Annotated in this window: 20 protein-coding genes; 17 read left to right on the plus strand and 3 right to left on the minus strand. The window is 63.8% G+C overall.

What is annotated here, in order from left to right; all coding sequences use genetic code 11:
- The first annotated feature begins 12 nt into the window (after positions 1–12).
- Positions 13–903 carry a phosphoribulokinase gene (locus G3480_RS05810; RefSeq protein WP_164652726.1) on the plus strand — a complete coding sequence of 297 codons (891 nt, stop codon included), beginning with the start codon at positions 13–15 and terminating at the stop codon, positions 901–903.
- 144 nt (positions 904–1,047) lie between these two features.
- Here G3480_RS05810 and recQ read toward each other — a convergent pair whose 3' ends face one another.
- On the minus strand, positions 1,048–3,252 hold the full coding sequence (recQ, locus tag G3480_RS05815) for a DNA helicase RecQ (RefSeq protein ID WP_164652727.1): 2,205 nt from the start codon (positions 3,250–3,252) through the stop codon (positions 1,048–1,050).
- A 485-nt stretch (positions 3,253–3,737) separates the two neighbouring features.
- Between recQ and nifE the strand changes: the two genes are divergently transcribed.
- From nifE to G3480_RS05870, 11 genes are all read left to right on the plus strand, one after another.
- On the plus strand, positions 3,738–5,201 hold the full coding sequence (gene nifE, locus G3480_RS05820; protein WP_164652728.1) for a nitrogenase iron-molybdenum cofactor biosynthesis protein NifE: 1,464 nt from the start codon (positions 3,738–3,740) through the stop codon (positions 5,199–5,201).
- Positions 5,194–6,591, plus strand: coding sequence for a nitrogenase iron-molybdenum cofactor biosynthesis protein NifN (gene nifN, locus G3480_RS05825; RefSeq protein ID WP_164652729.1), 1,398 nt, complete (start codon positions 5,194–5,196; stop codon positions 6,589–6,591). The genes nifE and nifN overlap by 8 nt, the downstream gene beginning before the upstream one ends.
- A 128-nt stretch (positions 6,592–6,719) precedes the next feature.
- On the plus strand, positions 6,720–7,151 hold the full coding sequence (locus G3480_RS05830) for a NifB/NifX family molybdenum-iron cluster-binding protein (RefSeq protein WP_240905615.1): 432 nt from the start codon (positions 6,720–6,722) through the stop codon (positions 7,149–7,151).
- The gene (locus tag G3480_RS05835) at positions 7,139–7,630 is read left to right on the plus strand and encodes a SoxR reducing system RseC family protein (RefSeq protein WP_164652731.1); all 492 of its coding nucleotides are present in this window, start codon (positions 7,139–7,141) and stop codon (positions 7,628–7,630) included. Before G3480_RS05830 ends, G3480_RS05835 begins: the two co-directional genes overlap by 13 nt.
- Before the next feature lie 159 nt (positions 7,631–7,789).
- On the plus strand, positions 7,790–8,263 hold the full coding sequence (locus G3480_RS05840; protein ID WP_164652732.1) for a NifX-associated nitrogen fixation protein: 474 nt from the start codon (positions 7,790–7,792) through the stop codon (positions 8,261–8,263).
- A 160-nt stretch (positions 8,264–8,423) separates the two neighbouring features.
- Positions 8,424–8,642: a CCE_0567 family metalloprotein gene (locus G3480_RS05845; protein WP_164652733.1), complete on the plus strand. Its 219-nt coding sequence runs from the start codon at positions 8,424–8,426 to the stop codon at positions 8,640–8,642.
- A gap of 217 nt (positions 8,643–8,859) precedes the next feature.
- The gene (gene fdxB, locus G3480_RS05850) at positions 8,860–9,168 is read left to right on the plus strand and encodes a ferredoxin III, nif-specific (protein ID WP_164652734.1); all 309 of its coding nucleotides are present in this window, start codon (positions 8,860–8,862) and stop codon (positions 9,166–9,168) included.
- Between the two features lie 276 nt (positions 9,169–9,444).
- Complete coding sequence (gene lnt / locus G3480_RS05855; RefSeq protein ID WP_164652735.1) at positions 9,445–10,968, plus strand: apolipoprotein N-acyltransferase; 1,524 nt, start codon at positions 9,445–9,447, stop codon at positions 10,966–10,968.
- Between the two features lie 97 nt (positions 10,969–11,065).
- Complete coding sequence (locus G3480_RS05860; RefSeq protein WP_164652736.1) at positions 11,066–11,581, plus strand: hypothetical protein; 516 nt, start codon at positions 11,066–11,068, stop codon at positions 11,579–11,581.
- 143 nt (positions 11,582–11,724) lie between these two features.
- A complete protein-coding gene (gene mpl / locus G3480_RS05865; protein ID WP_164652737.1) occupies positions 11,725–13,089 on the plus strand; it encodes a UDP-N-acetylmuramate:L-alanyl-gamma-D-glutamyl-meso-diaminopimelate ligase in 1,365 nt (454 codons plus the stop codon).
- A 57-nt stretch (positions 13,090–13,146) separates the two neighbouring features.
- Entirely contained in the window at positions 13,147–13,773 is a 627-nt protein-coding gene (locus tag G3480_RS05870) for a flavin prenyltransferase UbiX (protein WP_164652738.1), read from the plus strand.
- Positions 13,774–14,208: 435 nt separating this feature from the next.
- On the opposite strand, the gene G3480_RS05875 is transcribed toward G3480_RS05870, so the two are convergent.
- A complete protein-coding gene (locus G3480_RS05875) occupies positions 14,209–14,484 on the minus strand; it encodes a DUF2934 domain-containing protein (RefSeq protein ID WP_240905616.1) in 276 nt (91 codons plus the stop codon).
- Positions 14,485–14,787: 303 nt separating this feature from the next.
- The gene (locus G3480_RS28255; RefSeq protein WP_240905617.1) at positions 14,788–14,931 is read right to left on the minus strand and encodes a hypothetical protein; all 144 of its coding nucleotides are present in this window, start codon (positions 14,929–14,931) and stop codon (positions 14,788–14,790) included.
- On the opposite strand from G3480_RS28255, the gene G3480_RS05880 reads away from it, so the two are divergent.
- From G3480_RS05880 to G3480_RS05900, 5 genes are all read left to right on the plus strand, one after another.
- Complete coding sequence (locus tag G3480_RS05880) at positions 14,930–15,376, plus strand: DUF2760 domain-containing protein (RefSeq protein WP_240905618.1); 447 nt, start codon at positions 14,930–14,932, stop codon at positions 15,374–15,376. The two genes, G3480_RS28255 and G3480_RS05880, sit on opposite strands and share 2 nt — an antisense overlap.
- A complete protein-coding gene (locus G3480_RS05885; RefSeq protein ID WP_164652740.1) occupies positions 15,373–17,217 on the plus strand; it encodes an Hsp70 family protein in 1,845 nt (614 codons plus the stop codon). The genes G3480_RS05880 and G3480_RS05885 overlap by 4 nt, the downstream gene beginning before the upstream one ends.
- A 157-nt stretch (positions 17,218–17,374) precedes the next feature.
- Positions 17,375–19,561 carry a glycogen synthase GlgA gene (gene glgA, locus G3480_RS05890; protein WP_164652741.1) on the plus strand — a complete coding sequence of 729 codons (2,187 nt, stop codon included), beginning with the start codon at positions 17,375–17,377 and terminating at the stop codon, positions 19,559–19,561.
- Positions 19,562–19,693: 132 nt separating this feature from the next.
- Positions 19,694–20,971 (plus strand): alpha-amylase family glycosyl hydrolase, encoded by a 1,278-nt coding sequence (locus tag G3480_RS05895; RefSeq protein WP_164652742.1) that lies wholly within the window; start codon positions 19,694–19,696, stop codon positions 20,969–20,971.
- A 15-nt stretch (positions 20,972–20,986) separates the two neighbouring features.
- A complete protein-coding gene (locus G3480_RS05900) occupies positions 20,987–21,577 on the plus strand; it encodes a L,D-transpeptidase (protein WP_164652743.1) in 591 nt (196 codons plus the stop codon).
- The last annotated feature ends 217 nt before the right edge of the window (positions 21,578–21,794 follow it).

Below are 21,794 nucleotides of genomic sequence, written 5' to 3' on the forward strand. Positions count from 1 at the left end.
GGGGAGAAGCTCATGTCAAAGAAACACCCAGTCGTCGCCGTCACCGGCTCCTCCGGGGCGGGAACCACCACCGTCAAGCGCGCCTTCGAGCACATCTTTCACCGCGACAGCATCAGCGCCGCCGTCATTGAGGGTGACAGCTTTCACCGCTATGACCGCGTCGCCATGAAAGCCGAGATGACCAAGGCCGCTGAGCGCGGCGAAAGCCTCAGCCACTTCGGCCCAGCGGCCAACCGCTTCGACCTCCTCGAGGAACTCTTCCACAACTATGGCGAGAGCGGCGGCGGCAAGAAGCGCTACTACATCCATAGCGACGACGAAGCCGCCGAGCACAACGCGCGCCTGGGCACGAGCTTGAAACCCGGCCAGTTCACCCCCTGGGAAGACATCCCCGAGAAGACCGACCTGCTCTTCTACGAGGGCCTGCATGGCTTGGTCATGGCCGATGATTCCAACGTCGCCCAGCACGTGGATCTCGGCGTCGGCGTGGTGCCCATCGTCAACCTCGAGTGGATTCAAAAGATCCACCGCGACAACCTGGAGCGCGGCTACTCGGCGGAGGCCATCGTAGACACCATCATGCGCCGCATGCCGGACTACATCCGCTACATCACGCCGCAGTTCTCGCTGACGGACATCAACTTCCAGCGCGTGCCCACGGTCGACACCTCCAACCCCTTCATCGCGCGCGACATCCCGACCCCTGACGAGAGCTTCGTCATCATCCGCTTCAAGGATCCGGAGAAGCTGCAGATCGACTTCCCCTACCTGCTCTCCATGATCCACGAATCCTTCATGTCGCGCCGCAACAGCATGGTCGTACCCGGCGGCAAGATGGGGATGGCGATGGAGATCATCCTGCAGCCCATCATCGAGCGCATGATGGAGGCTCGCAAGGTCTGATCCGCGCGTCTTTAGCGCACATGGGGAAATGCCCATTGACAGCATTTCCCCTCCGGACCCGCTGTGGTCCGGCATCTTCGCGCACCTCGAGTCCAGGAGCCGACTGAATGCCCACACAGCATTCAGTCGGCTTTTCATTGGTCCTCAGTGTGGCAATGGCCCCATCCCGGCGCGAACGCAGCGCAGCACGCCATAGTCGTAGCGCCCCTCAAGGGCGTCGTAGATGGGCTTGAGAAAGAGCGACGTGGGATCTGAGAACTGCTCGAAAGCCTGCTCGATAAGGTGCCGCGCAGCGGCATCCAGATCAACGACGTCGTCGACGCTCAGCTCCCCTTCCTCAATGCAGCGCGACAGATGCGTGAAGACGGTCGTCCGTTTGAGCGTTCGGCGCGCGGCGATCGCATCCGGATCAAGCCCCTGCCGAAAGAGTTCCAAGGTCGCCAGAATCGTGTCCGAGAGCCCAGCCTCCCGCACGCGCGGCGCCTGCCGCCTGTGCTCGGGCACCAAGGGCAGCGGCGGCACATCATTCGGGCGGCCGTGCTCTGCGGCATGATCCGCGAGAACCGCGAGAAAGCCGACCCCGAACCGCTCCAGCTTGGCCTGCCCGACACCGCTGATGCGACTCAGCTCGTCGAGGTCGCGCGGCCGGTAGGTCAACAGCTCTTGCAGGGTCGCGTCGGTGAAGATCACATAGGCGGGCACGTTTTGCTCTTGCGCCAGCCCGCGCCGGTACGTTCGCAGGGCATCCCAAAGGGCAGCCGCCTCCGGATCCGTCGGGACTGTCACAGCCCGTACTCGACCCGCGGCAGCCGTCTGTTTTCGGTCCGGATCGCGCCTGAGCTGAATACTGCGCTCGCCCCGCAGAATCGGCCGGCTTTGCTCGGTCAAGCGCAGCGCGCCATGGCCCTCCATGTCCACCGCGACCAGCCCAGCCGCCACGAGCTGACGATAGACCGACTTCCATTGATCCGCCGATAGCTCCTTGCCGACCCCGTAAGTGCTGACCTTGTCGTGGCCGAAGCGGCGAATCCGCTCGAGATCCTTGCCCACCAGCACGTCGGTCAGATAGGCGCTGCCAAAGCTCTGGCCGGTGCGATAGATGCAGGAGAGCGCCTTCTGCGCGGCAACCGTCCCGTCCCAGGTCTCGACCGGCTCCAGACAGGTATCACAGTTGCCACAGGGCTCGGCCAAGGCCTCGCCGAAGTAGTTGAGCATGACCTGGCGGCGGCACTGGGTCGTCTCGCAATAGCCCAGCATGCCGTCGAGCTTCTGCATCTCGATGCGCTTGAAGTGCTCGTTGGCCTGAGAGCCCTCGATGATCCGTCGGAGCATCACCACATCGCCCAAGCCATAGGTCATCCAAGCGTCGGCCGGCAAGCCATCGCGTCCGGCGCGACCGGTTTCCTGATAGTAGGACTCCAGGCTCTTGGGTAGATCCAGGTGGGCCACGAAGCGCACGTCCGGCTTATCGATTCCCATGCCGAAGGCGATGGTCGCAACCATCACCAAGCCCTCTTCGCGCAGGAAACGGGCCTGGTGCTCGCGCCGCATGTCGGCGGGCAGTCCGGCGTGGTAGGGCAAGGCGGCAAAGCCCTGACCTTGGAGATAGGCCGCAGTCTCATCGACTCGACGGCGTGACAGACAGTAGACGATACCAGCATCGCTCGGGTGCTCCCGGCGCAGGAAGCTCAGGAGCTGCTGTCGGGGATTGGCCTTCTCGACGATGCGATAACGGATGTTGGGCCGATCGAAGCTGGAGACGAACTGCCTCGCCTCCTCGAGACGGAGACGCTTGACGATCTCGCTGCGGGTCGGCGCGTCGGCGGTGGCCGTCAGTGCAATGCGCGGCACCTGCGGCCAACGCTCGTGCAAGCGACTGAGTTCGATGTACTCGGGCCGGAAATCGTGCCCCCACTGAGAGACGCAGTGCGCCTCGTCGATGGCGAAGAGCGCGACCTGAATGCGCTCCAGCAGGGACAGAAAGCGGTCCGTCAGCAGCCGCTCGGGGGCCACGTAGACGAGGTCCAGCGCGTCCTCCAGCATCCCCTGCTCAACCGCCCAGGCCTGATCCGGCGTCAGCGAAGAGTTGAGAAAGGCGGCACGGACACCGAGTTGCCTCAAGGCATCCACCTGGTCCTGCATGAGCGCGATCAGCGGCGAGACGACGACCGCCGTGCCCGGCCGCACCATGGCCGGGATCTGATAACAGAGCGACTTGCCGCCACCGGTCGGCATCAGCACCAAGGCGTCACCACCACCGATCACTTGATCGATGATCTCGGCCTGGGCACCCCGGAAGGCATCGTAGCCGAAGATACGGGTCAAAATTTGGAGTGGGGTTTCGTCCATAACACGACTATCGGGCAGATGTAGCTTCGCAACAGGGACTCGCAGAGTCTCGGACGGGGAGGATACCCGCTCGCACGAGCAAGGCGAACCTCAATCGCTGGGAGGATCGGCTTCTAAAGCGACCAATCTCGAATGCCTCAGCTCAATGTGAGGCCAGCTTCCGTGCCTATGTCTTCCCTGGTTGTTCGCGCGGCCCAGAAAGGGCGACACGCCGACCTGAACGGCACCGCTCACCCGCCGACCGAAGGCACGCAGCTCAACGGAAGCCTATACCCTGAATTATCAGAGACAACCGAGGCTCGCTGCCCCGCAAGGCCATCGTCCAACAACTCACGAGCATGAGGTTGTCGGACTTGCTTCAAAGCCCCTGATTGTCGGGAACCTCACAGCGCATCGATAGCCAATTCTTTAGTAAAAACAAATATTAGAGAAATGGCATAAGCTCTGCATGGACTCTTATCAAACGATTCTGTTGGGAGCCTTGCATGAAGCAAAAAGACATTTCCGCCCTGCTCGACGAGCCGGCCTGTGCCCACAACACCAAGGGCAAATCCGGCTGCGCCAAGCCGAAGCCGGGCGCGACTGCGGGCGGCTGCGCCTTCGACGGGGCTCAGATCGCATTGCTGCCGATCGGGGATGTCGCCCATATCGTTCATGGCTCCATCGCCTGCGCCGGCAACTCTTGGGACAACCGCGGCGCACGCTCGACGGGACCCGCCCTCTATAAGATTGGCATGACGACTGACCTCACAGAGCAGGACGTCATCATGGGACGTGGCGAGAAGCGTCTCTTCCACTCCATCAAGCAGGCGATCGATTCCTACCAGCCGGCCGCCGTCTTCGTCTACAACACCTGCGTGCCCGCCCTCACCGGCGACGATGTCGAAGCCGTCTGCAAAGAGGCGCAGACGCGCTGGGGCACGCCGGTCGTCCCCGTCGACGCCGCCGGCTTCTACGGCACCAAGAACCTGGGCAACCGCATCGCCGGCGAGTCCATGGTCAAGTACGTCTGCGGCGGCCGCGAACCGGACCCCGTCCCCGCGGGCATCGAAAGCGCCGACTTCAAGGTCCACGACATCTGCCTGGTCGGCGAGTACAACATCGCCGGCGAACTCTGGCGCGTCATGCCGCTCTTCGACGAGTTGGGACTGCGCGTGCTCTGCACCCTGTCCGGCGACGCCCGCTTCCGCGAGGTGCAGACCATGCACCGCTCGGAGGTCAACATGATGGTCTGCTCCAAGGCCATGGTGAACGTCGCCCGTAAACTTCAGGACGCCTTCGGCACGCCCTGGTTCGAGGGCAGCTTCTATGGGGTCCAGGACGTCTCTCAGGCCCTGCGCGACTTCGCCCGCATCATCGACGATCCGGATCTGACCGCACGCACCGAGGCGCTCATCGCCCGCGAAGAGGCTCGCATGCACGCGGCGCTGGAGCCCTGGCGCCAGCGGCTGAAGGGGCGCAAGGTGCTGCTCTACACCGGCGGCGTCAAGTCGTGGTCCGTCATCTCGGCGCTCCAGGACCTCGGCATGACCGTGGTCGCCACCGGCACCCGCAAGTCCACCGAGGAAGACAAGGCGCGCATCCGCGAACTCATGGGCGAGGATGCCGTGATGCTGGACGAGGGCAATCCGCGCACCCTGATCGACATCGTGCGCAAGAACGACGTCGACATCCTCATCGCCGGCGGCCGCAATATGTACACCGCACTCAAGGCGCGCATTCCCTTCCTGGACATCAATCAAGAACGTGAATTCGGCTACGCCGGCTACGAAGGCATGCTGGAGCTGGCCAAGCAGCTCTGCCTGACGGTCGAAAGCCCAATCTGGGAGGCGGTTCGCCGTCCGGCACCCTGGGCACAGACCGTCGCTCCTCAAGAAGCACCCATCGCCGACGCGGCGGTCGAGACCACAGATGCCGAGCCAGTCGCCGTGGAGGCCAACCATGCCTGAGATCATCAAACGTAAGAAGGCCCTGTCGGTCAGCCCGCTCAAGGCCAGCTCCACGGTCGGCGCCGCCCTCGCCTTCCTCGGCTTCAACCGCGCCATTCCCATGCTGCACGGCTCTCAGGGCTGCACCGCCTTCGGCAAGATCTTCTTCGTGCGCCACTTCCGCGAGCCCATCCCGCTGCAGACCACGGCCATCGACCAGGTCAGCGCCATCATGGGCACTCAGGACTTCGTGGTCGAAGGACTCAAGACCATCTGCGAGAAAAACAGCCCTGACATGATCGGCGTGCCGACCACGGGATTGGTGGAGACGCAGGGCGCGGACATCGGCATGGCCGTGCGCGTCTTCCGCCAAACCTATCCGCAGTTCGACCACATCCCCGTCGTCCCCGTCTCCACGCCCGACTTCACCGGGTCCATGGAATCCGGCTACGCGGATGCGACCAAGGCGATCATCGAGACCCTGGTGCCTAAGGCCGAGGAGGCTGGCACCGAGCCCGGACGTCGCCGCCGTCAAGTCAATGTCATCGCCGGCTCTCATCTGACGCCGGGTGACCTCGAGCACCTCAAGGATCTGATCGAGCTCTTCGGCCTGCGGCCGGTCGTCATCCCGGATGTCTCAGACTCGCTGGACGGCCACCTGCCCGAGGCCGACTACAGTCCGCTCACCATCGGCGGCGCCTTGGTGAGCGAGATGGCCACACTGGGTGATGCCTTGGCGACCCTGGTCGTTGGCGCCTCCATGCATAGCCCCGCAGATACGCTCAAGGCGCGCACCGGGGTTCCGGACTATCGCTTCGATCACCTCATGGGCCTGGACGCCGTCGATGCACTCATCAGCACCCTGGCCGACATCGCCGCCGTCCCGGTGCCGCACAAGATCGAGCGCCAGCGCGCGCAGCTGCAGGACGCCATGCTCGACTGCCACTTCATGCTCGGCATGTCACGCATCGCCATCGCCGCGGATCCGGATCTGCTCGTCGGCCTGAGTCAGATGCTCGCCGGCGTCGGCACCGAGACCGTCGCCGCAGTCAGCCCTTCGAACGCGCCGTCACTGCAGAAGGTGGCCTGCGACCAGGTCAAGATCGGTGACTTGGAAGACCTGGAGATCGCCGCCCGCGCGGGCAAGGCCGAGGTGCTGATCACCAACTCGCACGGCGTCCATACCGCCGAGCGGCTCGGCATCCCGCTGCTGCGCGCCGGGTTCCCGCAATACGACCGCCTGGGCGGCTTCCAACGCACCTGGATCGGCTACCAGGGGACCAAGGCCGCGCTCTTCGACCTGGCCAACATCCTGCTGACGCTCGAGAAGGGGGAGATCCACCCCTATCGGTCCAAGCTCAAGCAGTGGCCGGCCAACGAGCGCGATGGAGACGTCAAGCACGCCGCCTAGAGGATGGATCCAGCGCAGCGAACCCCATCGATTCAGCCGTCGCGCGCCATCCAACGACACCCGCAGGAAGTCCCATGACAGTGGAACGACGACTACGAATCCTGAACTGCTGCAGCGAGGCAAAAAGCATGGGCACATCGGTCAAGATCGCCTTCGCGACCTCCGACATGAAGCACGTCGATCAGCACTTCGGGGCCGCCGAGGCCTTCGCCATCTATGCGGTCGGCCAAGAAACGGCGGACCTCGTCGAGGCCGTCCAGTTCGGACAGCTCGATATGGACGGCAACGAAGACAAACTCGCCGCCAAGATCGATGCCCTGAGCGGCTGCATCGCCGTCTATTGTCAGGCCATCGGCGCCTCCGCCGTCAACCAGCTCCGGCCCAAGGGCATCCAGCCGGTCAAGGTCGCCGCGGGCACCCCGCTCAGCCACGCCATCTGCTCCCTGCAAACCGAGATGCGTGAGGGCCCGAGCGCCTGGTTGGCGCGCGCGATCGAGAGTCAAGGCCCACAGAACGCCAATCGCTTCGACGCCATGGAGGCCGAGGGATGGAGCGAATAATCGAGGAGACCGCAACCGTGGTCGCGGTCGAGGACGGCTTTGCTTGGGTCGAGGCCGATCGACGCTCCGCCTGCGGTCACTGCGGCAGCGCGGACGCCTGCGGGACGGGCACCCTGGCAAAACTCTTTCGACAGGGACGCACGCGCCTGCGCATCCATGACCCCATGGGTCTACGGAACGGCGAGCGCGTCACCATCGCGGTCCAGGGCGGCACCCTGCTGCGCGCCTCCTTTACGGCTTACATGCTGCCTTTGGCCGCACTGGTTGCCGCCGCCGGCCTGGCTACCGCCATGCAGCTGACGGAAGGACTGGTCGCAATCGCCGGGGTCGCCGGACTCGGCGCCGGACTCTGGCTCAGCGGCCGCCTGACTGGAGGGATTCAAGGACGCGACCGCTATCGCCCAATACTGATCGGCCGCGCGGGCTTCTCCGCTCCGGTGCCATTCAAGCCAAGCGGCGCGACACCCGGCAACCCCTAAGAAAGCGTCCATCAACAACTTCCCCCCTTTCACAAAGGGGGGCTAGGGGGGATTTCGGGCGGCATCGCTCGCATCGGGAAACAATTGATGGACACGCTCTAAGCATTGCCCTACTCCGCGACGCTCGCGGATTCATCCAAACATTTCGAGGCATCCACAATGACCGAAACCACCACGGCCAGCACCGAAAACGAAGGACTCATGGAGTCCGCCTTCGTGGTCGAGATGGTCCGCCAGATGCGCGCCATCGACCCCTACGGCCAGTACGACTCCATGTCGAACGCCGAGATCCTCGAACCCTTCATCCTCACCAAGGAGAAGAAGCGCGAAATCCCCATCATCGGCGACCCCGATGAAATCGTCGTGGCACGAGTCAAGGTCTTCTACAACGCCATCTCGGCCCTGATCGAGTCCGAGTGCAGCCTCATGGCAGTGCCCATCGTCAACCTCACCCATGAAGGCTTCGGCCGCGCGCTCATCACCGTCGGCAAGCTGGTCGTCATGGACCGCACCCTGCGCGACGTCCACCGCTTCGGCTTCCCCAGTCTCTCCAAGATGAAGGACGAGGGCGACAAGATCCTCTCGGTGGCCCTGGAGCTGGTCGGCACCCATCCCAAGGTCGCCGGACTCTGACCTAATTCCTAGGCTGGACGAGCGAGAGCGAAGTCCACCGAGCCCCGCGCCGGCATTGGTGGACGGCGCTGTGCCTGTCCCCCTAGGAACGAATCGAAGGGGCGCCTGTGGTCCACCACCGCGCCCGATGCAAACCCAGATGAATTCGCAGGAGTCAGCCATGACACCAGAAGAACTCAAGTCGCTCGAAAAGGCCGTGAAGAAGGCCAAGCGCATCGCCTCCGAAAAGGCGAGCGAGCTGCACGACCTCGTCGAGGACCGCCTGCCTGCGGCCTATGAAGAGATCCCGCAGATCGCCCAAGCCACCTATGACGCCTGCCAAGCCTGGGCCGAGGCAACTGCCGAACTCAAGGCCGCAGAGGCATCGGCAACCGCCTGACGCAGCTACGGACGTAGGGTGGACAAGCGCAGCGCAGTCCACCAGCGGCGGTGGCAAACCTGGTGGACTTCGCTCTCGCTCGTCCACCCTACGACCGGTCGCCGGCAGCAGGCTTGAACCCTATCAGCATTTAGCAGGCTCGGTCACCAGACCGAGGGATTCAGGGGCCCCAGCCCCTTTCAACACAGAGCTAACCAGTAGGACTCGGAGTACAGATATGTCTGTCATCACAGGACTCACCCGCGGCGGCGTCGAGTGGACGCCGGCCTTCATCGTCGACCTCGACCAAACCAAGTGCATCGGCTGCGGCCGCTGCTATAAGGTTTGCCCACGCAGCGTTTTCGAGCTCATTGACCGTGATGATCTCGACCTGGACGACGACAATCTCGACGATGATGATTTCGACGAAGCACCCGGGATGGTGATGAACCTCGCGGATACCATGGACTGCATCGGCTGCGAAGCCTGCTCGCGCGTCTGCCCCAAGGGCTGCCTATCTCACAAGCCAGAGGCGATGGCGGCCTAGCACGGGCGCCAATCAGATGCCGAGCCCGCCAGCCCTTGGTGCGCCAGAATCGCGCGCACCAAGGGTGCGGCAGCAGCCTCAAGGATTCTAGCCCTCATCCGCAGACCAGAGGCTGCCAGCTAATCCAGCATCTGCGACCAGCCTCCTCCCTGAGATCTCCGCTGACTCACCGCAAGCCCAGAAACACGGCGTCGCCATTTCTTCATTTGACCGGCTCGACGGCGGCTGCTAAAAGCGGCAGCTCTCGACGCTCGCTCAGACCCATTCGGTTGACTCATGGCCCCGCTGTTGCCTCCCCTCGCCAAGGCTTATCCGTCCCTGCTCGCTGTCGCGGGCGGCTCGCTCGCCGTCCTTGGATTCGCGCCCTTCTCCCTCTTTCTCGTGGCTCCCGTATCGGCCGCCCTCCTCTATTTCGCGCTCGAGCGCGCATCGTCGCGCGCCGCCCTGTGGCGCGGCTGGCTGTTTGGCCTTGGACTGCTCGGCTTCGGCGTCTTTTGGATCCGCATCAGCCTGAACGAGTTCGGCAACATGCACGTCTGGGTCGCGCATCTAGTGACGGCGATCTTCATCTCTGGAATGGCGCTCTACTACGGCCTCAACGCCTGGCTATTGCGCCGCCTCGACAGGGGCTCGCGCTGGGTCGGACCCTTACTGCTCTTTCCAGGCCTCTTCGTCATCTTCGAGTGGCTGCGCGGCTGGCTGTTCACCGGCTTTCCCTGGCTGAATCTCGGCTATACCCAGCTTGAGGGTCCCCTCGCGGGCTATGCGCCTGTCATCGGGGTCTACGGCATCAGCCTGCTGGTTGTGGTTTCGGGCGGACTGCTGTGGGGACTCTTGCGCTGGCCGCTCCGGGCGCGGGCCTTGGCCGCCGCTGGGCTGGTCATCATTTGGGGTGCTGGCGCGGGGCTGAAGGGCGTCGATTGGACGCAGGCATCCGGCCCCTCGCTCAGGATCAGTGTGCTGCAGGCCAATATCCCGCAGGCGGTCAAGTGGGAGCCGGGCGCGGCGGTCGACATCGCGGAGGCCTATGTCCAGCTCACCAAGGAGGCTTTCGATTCAGACGTCATCATCTGGCCGGAGACGGCACTGCCGAGCTTTCTCCATCAGGTCCGCGCGCCGCTGCTCGACCCACTCGCCGAGCGCGCGCGCGCGGAGGGGGCGGAGATCGTGATGGGCATTCCGGTCATGGACCTCGAGCACGGACGCTACTACAACGGGCTTGTCAGCATCGGCAGCGCGGAGGATCTCTACGCCAAGCGACACCTGGTGCCCTTCGGCGAGTTCATGCCCTTCAAGGCCTGGCTGGGGCCACTGATCGAACTCTTCGAGGTGCCCATGTCCGACTTCAGCCGCGGTGACAGCCCGCGCCCCCTGCTGACCGTGGGCGAACATCGCGTTGGCGCCTCGATCTGCTACGAGGACGCCTTTCCGAACGAGGTCTCCGAGGCACTGCCTGAGGCCGAATACCTGATCAACGTCAGCAACGACGCCTGGTTCGGAGACTCGCTGGCGCCGCATCAGCACTTGGAGATCTCTCGGATGCGCGCGCTCGAAAACGGGCGCTATCTCGCTCGGGCGACCAATACCGGAGTCTCGGCGATCATCGATGACAAGGGCGCTCTGATCAAGACGCTGCCGTCCTTTGTGCGCGGCAGCGCAACGGCAGAGATCGAGCCGCGGCAAGGCTTGACCCCCTACGCAGCGGTGGGCAACTGGGCGGCGATTGGCATCGCACTCGCCATGGTCGTTGCCGGCGTCGCCTTTGGGCGGTATCCCCGCCTTGCGACGCCTCAAGCCTGACGCGCATCGCCTTGTCACCTGGAAAGATGTGGGATTGCCCTTTCCCGGCCTCAGCCGGTTATCATTAGCGGTAAGTTTCAGCTGCTAGGATGGTGTTGTGCAGGCCCTAATCAGGTTTTTCGTCGAGCTTTGTGCGCTTCGCCGTCCTCCCCAAGATCTGCCGGCATCCGATGCCCTGCTGGCGATGACGCTGGTCGCGGATCTCTTTGTTGGCGTCCTGGTCGGGATCACTGCGGGACTCTCCTCACTCGCCAGCCTGATGCAGGGCTTGGCAGAGATCCTCATTATGCTCACGGCGCTCTACGCAGCGCTCACCCAGTTGCGCATGCGGCACCGTTTCACGCAGTCCGCCACTGCGCTGCTCGGCAGCGGCGCGCTCTTGGGACTGCTCGCGATCCTTCCACTCAGCATGAACCCCACCGGCAGCCAGCAAACAGACTTGGCGGCTTTGGGTGCCTTCCTGCTGCTGGCCTTGGTCATCTGGGGGATCGTCGTCACCGGGCATATCCTGCGTCACACCTTCGGCATCACGCTGGGCCAAGGGTCGGCCATCGCGATCGCCTTCGAGATCGTGACCGTGACCATCGTGACCTTCATGTTCGGCGGCGCCTGATCAGAAAAGGGGGCGCCGACGCGCAGATGGAGCCACCGCCGCACGCCGCGAAGGACGCGGATGCTAGTGGACTTCGTTCTTGCTCGTACGCCCTTCTTGGGCAGCGACTTTACGTTTTTTCAAGCCTTGCTTCGGGTCTTGTCATGCACCTACACATCCTCGGCATCTGCGGCACCTTCATGGGCGGTATCGCGCTCCTCGCGCGCGCCCTCGGCCACCGTGTCACGGGGTCGGATGCCAACGTCTACCCCCCCATGAGCACGCAACTAGAGGCCGCCGGCATCGAGCTAATGGAAGGCTATGATCCCGCACACCTGGAGCCGTCGCCCGACGTCGTTGTGGTCGGCAACGCGATGAAGCGCGGGATCCCGGCTGTCGAGGCCATGCTCAACCAGGATCTCCGCTATTGCTCCGGACCGGAATGGCTCAGAGACAATCTGCTGAGCGACCGCTGGGTCCTGGCGGTGTCAGGAACGCACGGCAAGACAACGACCGCCAGCATGCTCGCTTGGGTGCTCGAGGACGCCGGCCTGGCCCCGGGGTTTCTCATCGGCGGCGTTCCTCTGGATTTCGGTCTCTCCGCGCGCCTCGGCTCCGAGCCCTTCTTCGTGGTCGAGGCGGACGAATACGACACGGCCTTCTTCGACAAGCGGTCCAAGTTCGTCCACTACCGCCCCCGCACGCTGATTCTCAACAATCTCGAGTTCGATCACGCCGATATCTTCGACGACCTGGGACAGATCCAGCGTCAGTTCCATCACCTGATTCGCACCGTGCCCGGCACCGGACTGATCGTGCACCCGGCAGGCTCAGCGGCTGTGGATGAGGTCATTGGCATGGGCTGCTGGACCCCTCGGGAGAGCTTTGGCGAGACTGGCGCCTGGAGCGCGCAGCTCATCGCGCCCGATGGCTCACACTTCCGCATCCTACTCAACGGCGAGGAGGTCGGTGTCGTCCACTGGGCTCACAGCGGACAACACAACGTGAGCAATGCCATTGCCACCGTCGTCGCGGCGCGCCACGCCGGCGTCCCGATCGACGCGAGCACGGATGCACTGAGTCGATTCCAGGGCGTCAAACGCCGCATGGAACTGCGCGGCGCGGTCGAGGGCATCCAGCTCTTCGACGACTTCGCCCATCACCCGACCGCCATCGCGACCACACTCGAAGGTCTGCGACGACGCGTCGGCCAAGCGCGCATTCTCGCAGTCCTGGAGCCACGCTCGAACACCATGCGGCTGGGCGTGCATAACGCCGAACTCGCGGCCTCGCTCGCGCTTGCCGATCAGGTCTATGTCTACGCGCCCAAGGATCTCGGCTGGGACGCTGCGGCCGTCTTCACCGGACTCGGCGAGCGGGCCGCGGTGCACGATGCCATCGACGCCATCGTGGAAGCGGTGGCGGCGGAGAGCCGCGACGGCGATCAGATCCTGGTGATGAGCAACGGCGGCTTCGGCGGCATTCACGACAAGCTCCTCACCGCGCTGCGCACCCGGCATCCGGGATGAGCAGGGGCAAGCGCTCCGCAACCGCCAAGAAGAGGCCCGACGAGGCCCAGATCAACCATGTCCGCTGACCAGGGAGCCTGGACCAAAACGGTCACCGTCGCGATCACCGGCGCGTCGGGCTCGGCCTATGGGCTGCGGCTGGTCGAGTGCCTCATTGCATCCGGGGTTCGGGTCTATCTACTGGTTTCGCAGGCAGCACAGGTCGTACTGCGCATGGAGGCCGGTATCGAGGTACCCGCTCAGCCGACCGAGGCCGAGCGCTTCTTCCTCGCTCGATTCGGAGCGGCTCAAGACCAACTGCGGGTCTTCGGCCGCCAGCAATGGATGGCCCCGGTCGCAAGCGGCAGCAATCCCGCCGATGCCATGGTCATCTGCCCCTGCACCACGGGCACCGTCGGGCGCATCGCGGCAGGTCTCTCCAGCACGCTCATCGAGCGCGCCGCCGATGTCGCCCTCAAAGAGCGGCGCCCCCTGATCCTAGTGGTGCGCGAGACGCCCTTCTCGACCATCCACCTCGAGAACATGCTGCGCCTCGCGCACAGCGGCGCAGTCATCATGCCAGCCAGCCCCGGCTTCTACGGCAATCCCGCCACGCTGTCAGACATCATCGACTTCATGGTTGCACGGGTGCTCGACCATCTTGGGGTCCAGCACGGACTCATGGACCGCTGGGGAGACGGCTAGGCCGCTCCAGATCGGCCTAGCAGCCAAGGCCTCACCACCTATCGGTTTTATGTAGCCAGGGCTTCCAGCCCTGGCAAACCAGGCCAGGATGGCCTGGCTACGCAGGCTTGGAGCGGCTGTTCCGGTTGATTTCGGGAAACCGATAGGTGTTGAGCAGCGAAGGCCAAGGCGATTGCACCAAGGCGCAGCCAAGGCAAGCTTCCCGGCACCATGCCCCAGACGAGCAGCACCACCGATCACGATCATTGGTCAAAACGATGATCATTCCAGCGGTTTGAAAGGCCCTCAGGCTTGACAACTCCATCGGTAAATAAGAAACTGTTGATGTACTGAAGCACTTTGCATCAGTACACTCCTCCATCCTCCTTTGGTGGTATATTTTTGAAGCGCGACTTTCGTCGCGCTTTTTTTTGTCTGGCGTTTGGGTGGCGCGGGTCAGGCTTGCTCGTGATCGGGCAGGACCAGCGCATTGCGGATGAGTCGACGGCCGGTCTCGAGCGCCGTCGTCCGCGACAGCAGGCGGTCGGCAATCATGGCGTCGATCGTCTCCTCCGCCTCCAGCCAGTCCTTGTCGGCACCGCCCGGCGCAAATGCGCGCTGCTCGGCGAGATAGTAGGCAGCGAGGGCAATCATGTCGTGTCGCTGTTGGAGAGTCGGCTTGTCCTGGATCTCGGCGGTCATGGCAAGGCTAAAATCAGTGTTCTCTGGCATGCGGGATCATGTCCCTTGGGGGCCTTGGTCATCAGTTGGGGCGGTAGGGTGGACGAGCGAGAGCGAAGTCCACCGAATCCCGCGTCGGCGTTGGTGGACTGCGCTGCGCTTGTCCACTGACTACAGAAGACGACTGGTCGAAACGATGATCGACGCCCCCTTGGGCAACGCCATTATGTCACGCCAGCCGCTCCGCCTTACAATAGCCACCGCGGCCAACGACGCGTGAAAGCGCTCGCAATGCGAGGGCAGGCCGTCGCGATTTCCGCACCCAGCCGTCAACCATCCCAATATTGGCCTCTATCACATATTCGTCTTTATCACGATGAGGAGCTCGTCCATGTCAGCATCGGCGCCGTCCTTTTTCCGGAGGGCCTCCATCGCCTTCAGAAGCTTCAGGCGGATCTTCAAGGACCCGGAGCTTGCAAGCTCGGTCGCCTCGCTCATGAAAGCAGAGCCGATGCCTGGCGCAGCCCGAGCGGCGGCACCGGCCGCGGCGCCGCTGGCAACCGCAGCGCCAGACGCCGCCTTGCTGCTGCTCGGGCTCTTCCAGAAAGAAGGCCGCTTGATCGACTTTCTCCAAGAAGACATCAAGGGCTTCTCGGATCAAGAGGTTGGCGCGGCAGCCCGGGTGATCCATCAAGGCTGCAACAAGGTGCTGCAGGACTACATCGAGATCGCCCCTGTCCGCGCTGAGCCGGAGGGCAGTCGTGTGACACTGCCGCCCGGGTTCGATGCGGCATCGGTGCGACCAACAGGAAACGTGGTTGGCGATCCGCCCTTCAGCGGTGCCTTGGTGCATCGCGGTTGGCGCGTGGTCGAGACGCGGATGCCAAAGGTGACGAGCGGGCACGACTTAAAGATCCTCGCGGCCGCGGAGGTAGAGCTGTGAGCGCTGCACGTTTTGCCGTCGGCATCGACCTGGGGACGACACACTGCGCCCTGTCCTTCGTGGAGTCGGACAAGTGCGAGGGCGAGGCCATCGTCCAAGGCATGCTGTCCATCCCTCAGCTGGTCTCGGCTGGCGCGGTCGAGAGCCGTCCCCTGCTGCCCTCCTTCCTCTACCTGCCCCATCAGGACGAATTCAAGGCGAGCGACCTCGGCCTGCCCTGGGAGAGCGACAGCAGTCGCATCGGCGGCGAACTGGCGCGCAAGCAAGGCAGCATGACGCCGATTCGGCTCGTCTCCAGTGCCAAGAGCTGGCTATGCCATCCGGACGTCGACCGCAAGGCACCCATACTGCCTGCCGGAGCCCCCGAGGAAATCCCGCAGCTCTCGCCATTCGAGGCGAGCATCCACTACCTAGCACACCTGCGAAACGCCTGGAACGGCGTACACCCCTACGACCCACTCGACCGTCAAGAGGTCACGGTCACGGTGCCCGCGTCCTTTGACCCGGCGGCTCGCGAGCTGACCGCCGAGGCGGCCAAGGCGATCGGAATCGAGCACTTTGTGCTGCTGGAAGAGCCTCAGGCCGCGCTCTATAGCTGGGTCAACGACAGTCAGGGAGACTGGCGCAATGAGGTCCGCGTCGGAGACATCATCCTGGTCGTCGACGTCGGCGGCGGCACCACCGACCTCTCGCTCATCGCCGTCACCGAGAGCGACGGCGCCTTGGAGCTCACCCGCGTCGCCGTGGGTGAGCACATCCTGCTCGGCGGCGACAACATGGATCTGGCGCTCGCCTATGTCCTCAAGGCCAAGCTGGCGAAGACCGGAGTCGAGCTGGATCGTTGGCAGCTTCAGGCCCTGACACACGGCTGCCGCCAGGCCAAGGAGGCCCTGCTCGCGGACGCCGAGCTGGAGAAGATGCCCGTAGTCGTGCCGAGCCGCGGCTCGCGCCTGATCGGCGGCAGCATCCGCACCGAGCTGACCCGGGACGAGGTCCAAGCAACCCTGATCGAGGGCTTCTTTCCATCCGTCGAGGCCAGTGCGCGACCAGCAAGCCGCTCGCGCGGGGCACTGACCAAGGTCGGTCTACCCTATGCGCAAGACCCGGCCGTGACCCGACATCTGGCCGCTTTCTTGGGGCGGCAGACAGGCGCAACTCAAGATCTGACCGGCTTTGTGGACCAAGCGGCAGACGCCAGCTTCCTGAGACCAACGGCGGTGCTCTTCAACGGCGGCGTCTTCAAGGCCCGGATCCTCCAGGATCGCGTCATTGCGGTCATCAACGCCTGGCTGGCGGCCGATGACGCACCGCCCGCAAGACTGCTCGAGGCGCGCGACCTCGACCAAGCCGTTGCCAAAGGGGCCGCCTTCTACGCCCATGTGCGCCGGCACGGTGGCGTGCGCATTCGCGGCGGCACCTCCCACACCTATTACGTGGGCGTGGAGAGCGCCATGCCCGCCGTGCCTGGCATGGAGCCAGAGATACAGGCACTCTGCCTGGTCCCCTTCGGCCTCGAGGAAGGCTCTGAGCCGGTCGCGCCGCCGCAAGAATTCGGCCTGGTCGTCGGCGAGCCCGTGCGCTTCCGCTTCTTCAGCTCCAGCGTCCGCCGTGAAGATCAGGTCGGCGAGCTGCTGGAGGAGTGGGCAGAGGACGAGTTGGAGGAACTCGACGAGATCCAGACCACCTTGAGCGGAAAGCACCGCAAGCCAGGCGAGGTGGTCGCGGTGCGGCTCCAGGCCGCCATTACCGAAGTCGGCACCCTGGAGCTGACCGCGCTCCCAGTCGATGGTGGTGACGAGCATTGGAATGTCGCCTTCAATACCAGGGGAATGCATGGCTAGGGTTCGGCAAGCCTGCTGCCCTGTCCGTTGAGGGCGCAGACACCGCCGCCATGCCCCAGCGATCGAGATGCACGCAGACCCCTGACGCCCTTCGTGGCAGAATGGGGCTGCGAGCAATGGCTCTTCCTGACACCTTAGCGCTCTAGGACATCTGCGAATGGCGAAAAAGCCAACTGGATCCAAAGAAGCACCAGCAACGCCCAAGCGGTCCACCAAGACCCTTGACCCCAAAGCGTCACCCGTGACGGCCGCGCCCAAACCGAAGGCGATCGCATCCGGCAAGGGCACCCGACGAGCGTTGCCTGAGACCAAGCAAGCCCCGGCCAAGAATAGCGCGGCGACCGAGAAGGACGCAGTGAGCGACAAGGATCCGGTAAGCAAGAAGGATCCGGTGATCAAGAAAGGCCCGGTGATCAAGAAGACGCGCGCGCGCCAGGCTCCGGAGCAAACGACCGCCAAGACCGCCTCGGCTCCAACCGAGCAGACGCCAACTCCCAAATCCGCGCCGGCGCCAGCCGCCTCCGCGCCGGAAGGCAAAGCCCCGACCGCATCGACGACGGCGCCCCTTGGCGCAGCGCCGCGACCTGCAGCGCCAGAGCCGGAGCCAACGCCAGAGCCAGCGCCACCCGACCCAGTCATTGAGCGCGTGACACCTGAGCCATCGAGCGAGCCGGCGCTAGCCACTCGAGAGGCACAACCCGAGGAGCCAGCGCTCCCGGCGCCAACGCTTGAGGTAGCAGCGCAACCTCCAGAGCCGGAGCCGGAGCCGGAGCCAGAACCGGAGCCAGAACCGGAGCCAGAGCCAGAGCCGGAGCCGGAGCCGGAGGTCATCCATCAGCCGCCGCCGCCACCAGCGCCCGCGCGCCCCAGCCTCTTCATCGTCCACATCACGCCCGAGCTGGCGACCGTGGCCAAGGTCGGTGGACTGGCCGACGTGGTCTTTGGACTCTCGCGCGAGCTGTCGATCCGCGGCAACCACGTGGAGATCGTGCTGCCAAAATACGCCTCGATGCGTTACGACAACGTCTTCGAGATGCACGAGGTCTACCAGGATCTCTGGGTGCCTTGGTACGAGGGCGCCATCCATTGCACGGTGTTCTTCGGCTACGTGCATGGCCGCAAGTGCTTCTTCATCGAGCCCCACTCGCAAGACAACTTCTTCAATCGCCCGAGCGTCTACGGTTTCCGCGACGACATCCTGAGATACGCCTTTTTCTCACGCGCGGCCATCGAGTTTCTCTGGAAGGCGGGCAAACACCCAGACGTGATCCATTGTCACGACTGGCAGACTGCACTGGTGCCAGTCTTCCTCTACGAGATGTATCAAAGCTTGGGCATGACACACCCCCGGGTCTGTCTCACCATCCACAACTTCGCGCACCAGGGCGTCACGGGCGGAGAGCTGCTGCGCGCGACCGGGTTGAACCAACCGGAGCGCTACTTTGCCCATGAGCGACTCGGCGACCAGCGCTACCCTCAGGCGCTCAATCTGCTCAAGGGCGGGATCGTCTACTCCAACTTCATCACCACGGTCTCGCCACGCTACGCCATCGAGACCAAAGATCAGGGCCAAGGCTTCGGGCTGGAGGCCACGCTTCACGCGCACCAAAACAAGTACGGCGGCGTTGTCAATGGCGTGGACTATGACGCCTGGAACCCGGAGGTCGACCACCACATCCCCGTCCAGTACGGCCTGAACTCCATCGACCGCAAGTACGACAACAAGCGGGCGCTGCGCCACCGGCTGATGCTGGCCGACAACGAGAAGGCCATGGTCGCCTTCATCGGCCGACTCGATCCGCAAAAGGGCCTGGATCTGGTGCGCCACGCGATCTTCTACACCCTGGAGCGCGGCGCTCAGTTCGTGCTGCTCGGCTCGAGCCCCGACGAAGGGATCAACGCCGACTTCTGGGGTCTGAAGCAGATGCTCAACGACAGCCCCGACTGCCATCTCGAAATCGGCTTCGACGAAGACCTGTCCCACCTCATCTATGCCGGCGCGGACATGATGCTGGTGCCGAGCCAGTTCGAGCCCTGCGGCCTGACCCAGCTGATTTCCCTGCGCTACGGCACCATCCCGGTGGTGCGCGCGGTCGGCGGCCTAGCCGATACCGTGTTCGACAAAGATCACTCCTCGCGCCCGCTCAACGAGCGCAACGGCTATGTCTTCAACAACTACGACAATGCCGGCTTGGAGTCCGCACTCGGGCGGGCCATCGATTGCTATCACGACTTCCCCGAGCACTTCCGCGACCTGATCGGCAACGCCATGCGCTCCGACTACTCTTGGAATCGACCGGGTCAGGATTACTTGAATATTTACGACTACATTCGCGACGGTTGAGCCCACCAATCCTTGGATGCAGTGCTTCGACGACGGCTAGAGAGGGTGCCGCCCTGGCGGCACAACGGCTGTTGATTCTCTGTTGTTTTGGGTTGGCGCTGCGGCAGGTCGCGGCAAGGACTGAATCGCTCGATGAAGATCTATAATCTCTTCCCCCGTCTCGCCGGCCATTTCTCAGATTGGGGGCCACATTTGGAGCGGGCCGCTTCAATGGGGTTCGACTGGATATTCGTCAATCCCATCCAGAAGACGGGGCGCTCCGGCAGCCTCTACTCCATCGCCGACTATTTCGCGATCAACAAGGACTTCCTGCGCCCGCGCGCCCGGGTCTCGCCGGAGAATCAGGTGCGCGCCATGGTCGATGAGGCCAGGTCACATGGCCTGTCGATGATGATCGACCTGGTCATCAACCATTGCGCCATCGACTCCAAGCTGGTGAAGGAGTATCCGGAATGGTTCGTCCGGCATGGCAGCAAGGTCGCCAACCCTTTCTGCCTCGAGGCGGACGGCACCAAGGTGGTCTGGTACGACCTCGCGCAGTTCGACCATGAAGGCTCACCGGACCGCGAGGGGCTTCAGGACTACTGTGTCGAGCTGATCGAATACCTGGTCGATCTGGGCTTCCGCGGCTTTCGCTGCGACGCCGCCTACCAGCTGCCGAATGACGTCTGGAAGAGGCTCATCCAGCGGATCCGCAAGCGCCATCCGGATACGGTCTTCATCGCCGAGACGCTCGGCTGCTCGCCCGAGCAAACCCTAGCGACCGCCCGGGCTGGCTTCGACGCCATCTTCAACAGCTCAAAATGGTGGGATTTCGACGGCGACTGGATGCTTGAGCAGTACGACCTCACCCGTGAGGTCGTCCCCTCCATCAGCTTCCCGGAAAGCCACGACACGGAGCGGCTCTACTGCGAATCCGGCGACAACGCCAACGCCGTGCGGCAACGTTACTTGTTCGCCGCCCTCTTCTCCTCGGGCGTCATGATCCCGATCGGCTTCGAATACGGATTCCGCAGCCGGCTCGACGTCGTCAACACACAGCCCGAGCAGTGGGAAGGCATCAATGTCGACCTCACCCACTACATCGCTCACATCAATCGAATCAAAGACACCTATCCCGTCTTCCAGACCGATGGCCCAATCACACGATTGGACGCCTCGAATCCAGCGGTCCTGCTGCTACATAAGAAACACCCGCGCGGCAAGGGTGAGTCACTTCTCGCACTCAACAAGGATCCCTGGAATCGCCAGAAGTTTTATGTGGAGGACCTTTACAGCCACATCGACGAGCCGGGACCGCTCATCGACGTGTCCTCGGAATGGCCGATGGACTATCTGCCCACGCCCTTCGAGTTCGAGCTTGGACCCGGCATGGGCCGAATTTTGGTGACAGAGCCCCGGAGACGGTAACCGAGGACCCTGGCAATGGCATATTGGATCCAGCGTCTAACGCTCCCGATCTTGATCAGCCTGTTATTCACCGCTTGCGCCCACGCGCCAACCGAGTTCGCGGAAGATCGGCCAGCGCCCGAGCCCAAGATCGAGCAGACAACATCCGGGGTCGCCGGCTCCTCACAAAACGATGAAGGCTCGGCGGAGACTTCGGGCGCAGCACCCACTGAAGACGCGGCCGCGCCCCAGGAAGCATCGGAGGACGCGGAGAAGCCCCGCAAGCTCATCATATCCCTGAGCGAGCAAGCCTTTACCTACAAGGAAAACGACCAGATCGTCAGAACCGGCCCCATCTCATCCGGCGCCAAGGGCTACCCGACACCAACCGGCCGGTTCGCCATCCTGAGCAAAGACAAGGACAAGGTCTCATCCCGCTATACCAACCAGCTCGGCATGCAGGCGTGGATGCCCTACGCAATGCAGTTCCACGGTCACTACTTCCTGCACGAAGGCTGGCTGCCAGGTTATCCGGACTCGCACGGTTGCGTCCGAGTCGGCGAAAAAGATGCCCGCTTTCTCTTCGCGACCATGAAGATCGGCGACGCCGTCACGGTCGAGCCCTAGGCTGAATTGACGACTGGGCCAGCCAATGCCCGGACGTCGACGCCTGCAGTCTCGATCATCCTCCGATCCAACCGCGCGGTCGGTAGGAGCGGCGCCCCGCCGCGACGGGCGCGCGATCGCGGCGGGGCGCCGCTCCCACTGCAGAACTCCTGACTTGGCGCCAAATTCAATGCGACTGGATCGCCTCAAACACGAGGCGCAGCTCGGTACCGGGGTA

Source organism: Thiorhodococcus mannitoliphagus, assembly GCF_010915725.1.
Lineage (GTDB): Bacteria > Pseudomonadota > Gammaproteobacteria > Chromatiales > Chromatiaceae > Thiorhodococcus > Thiorhodococcus mannitoliphagus.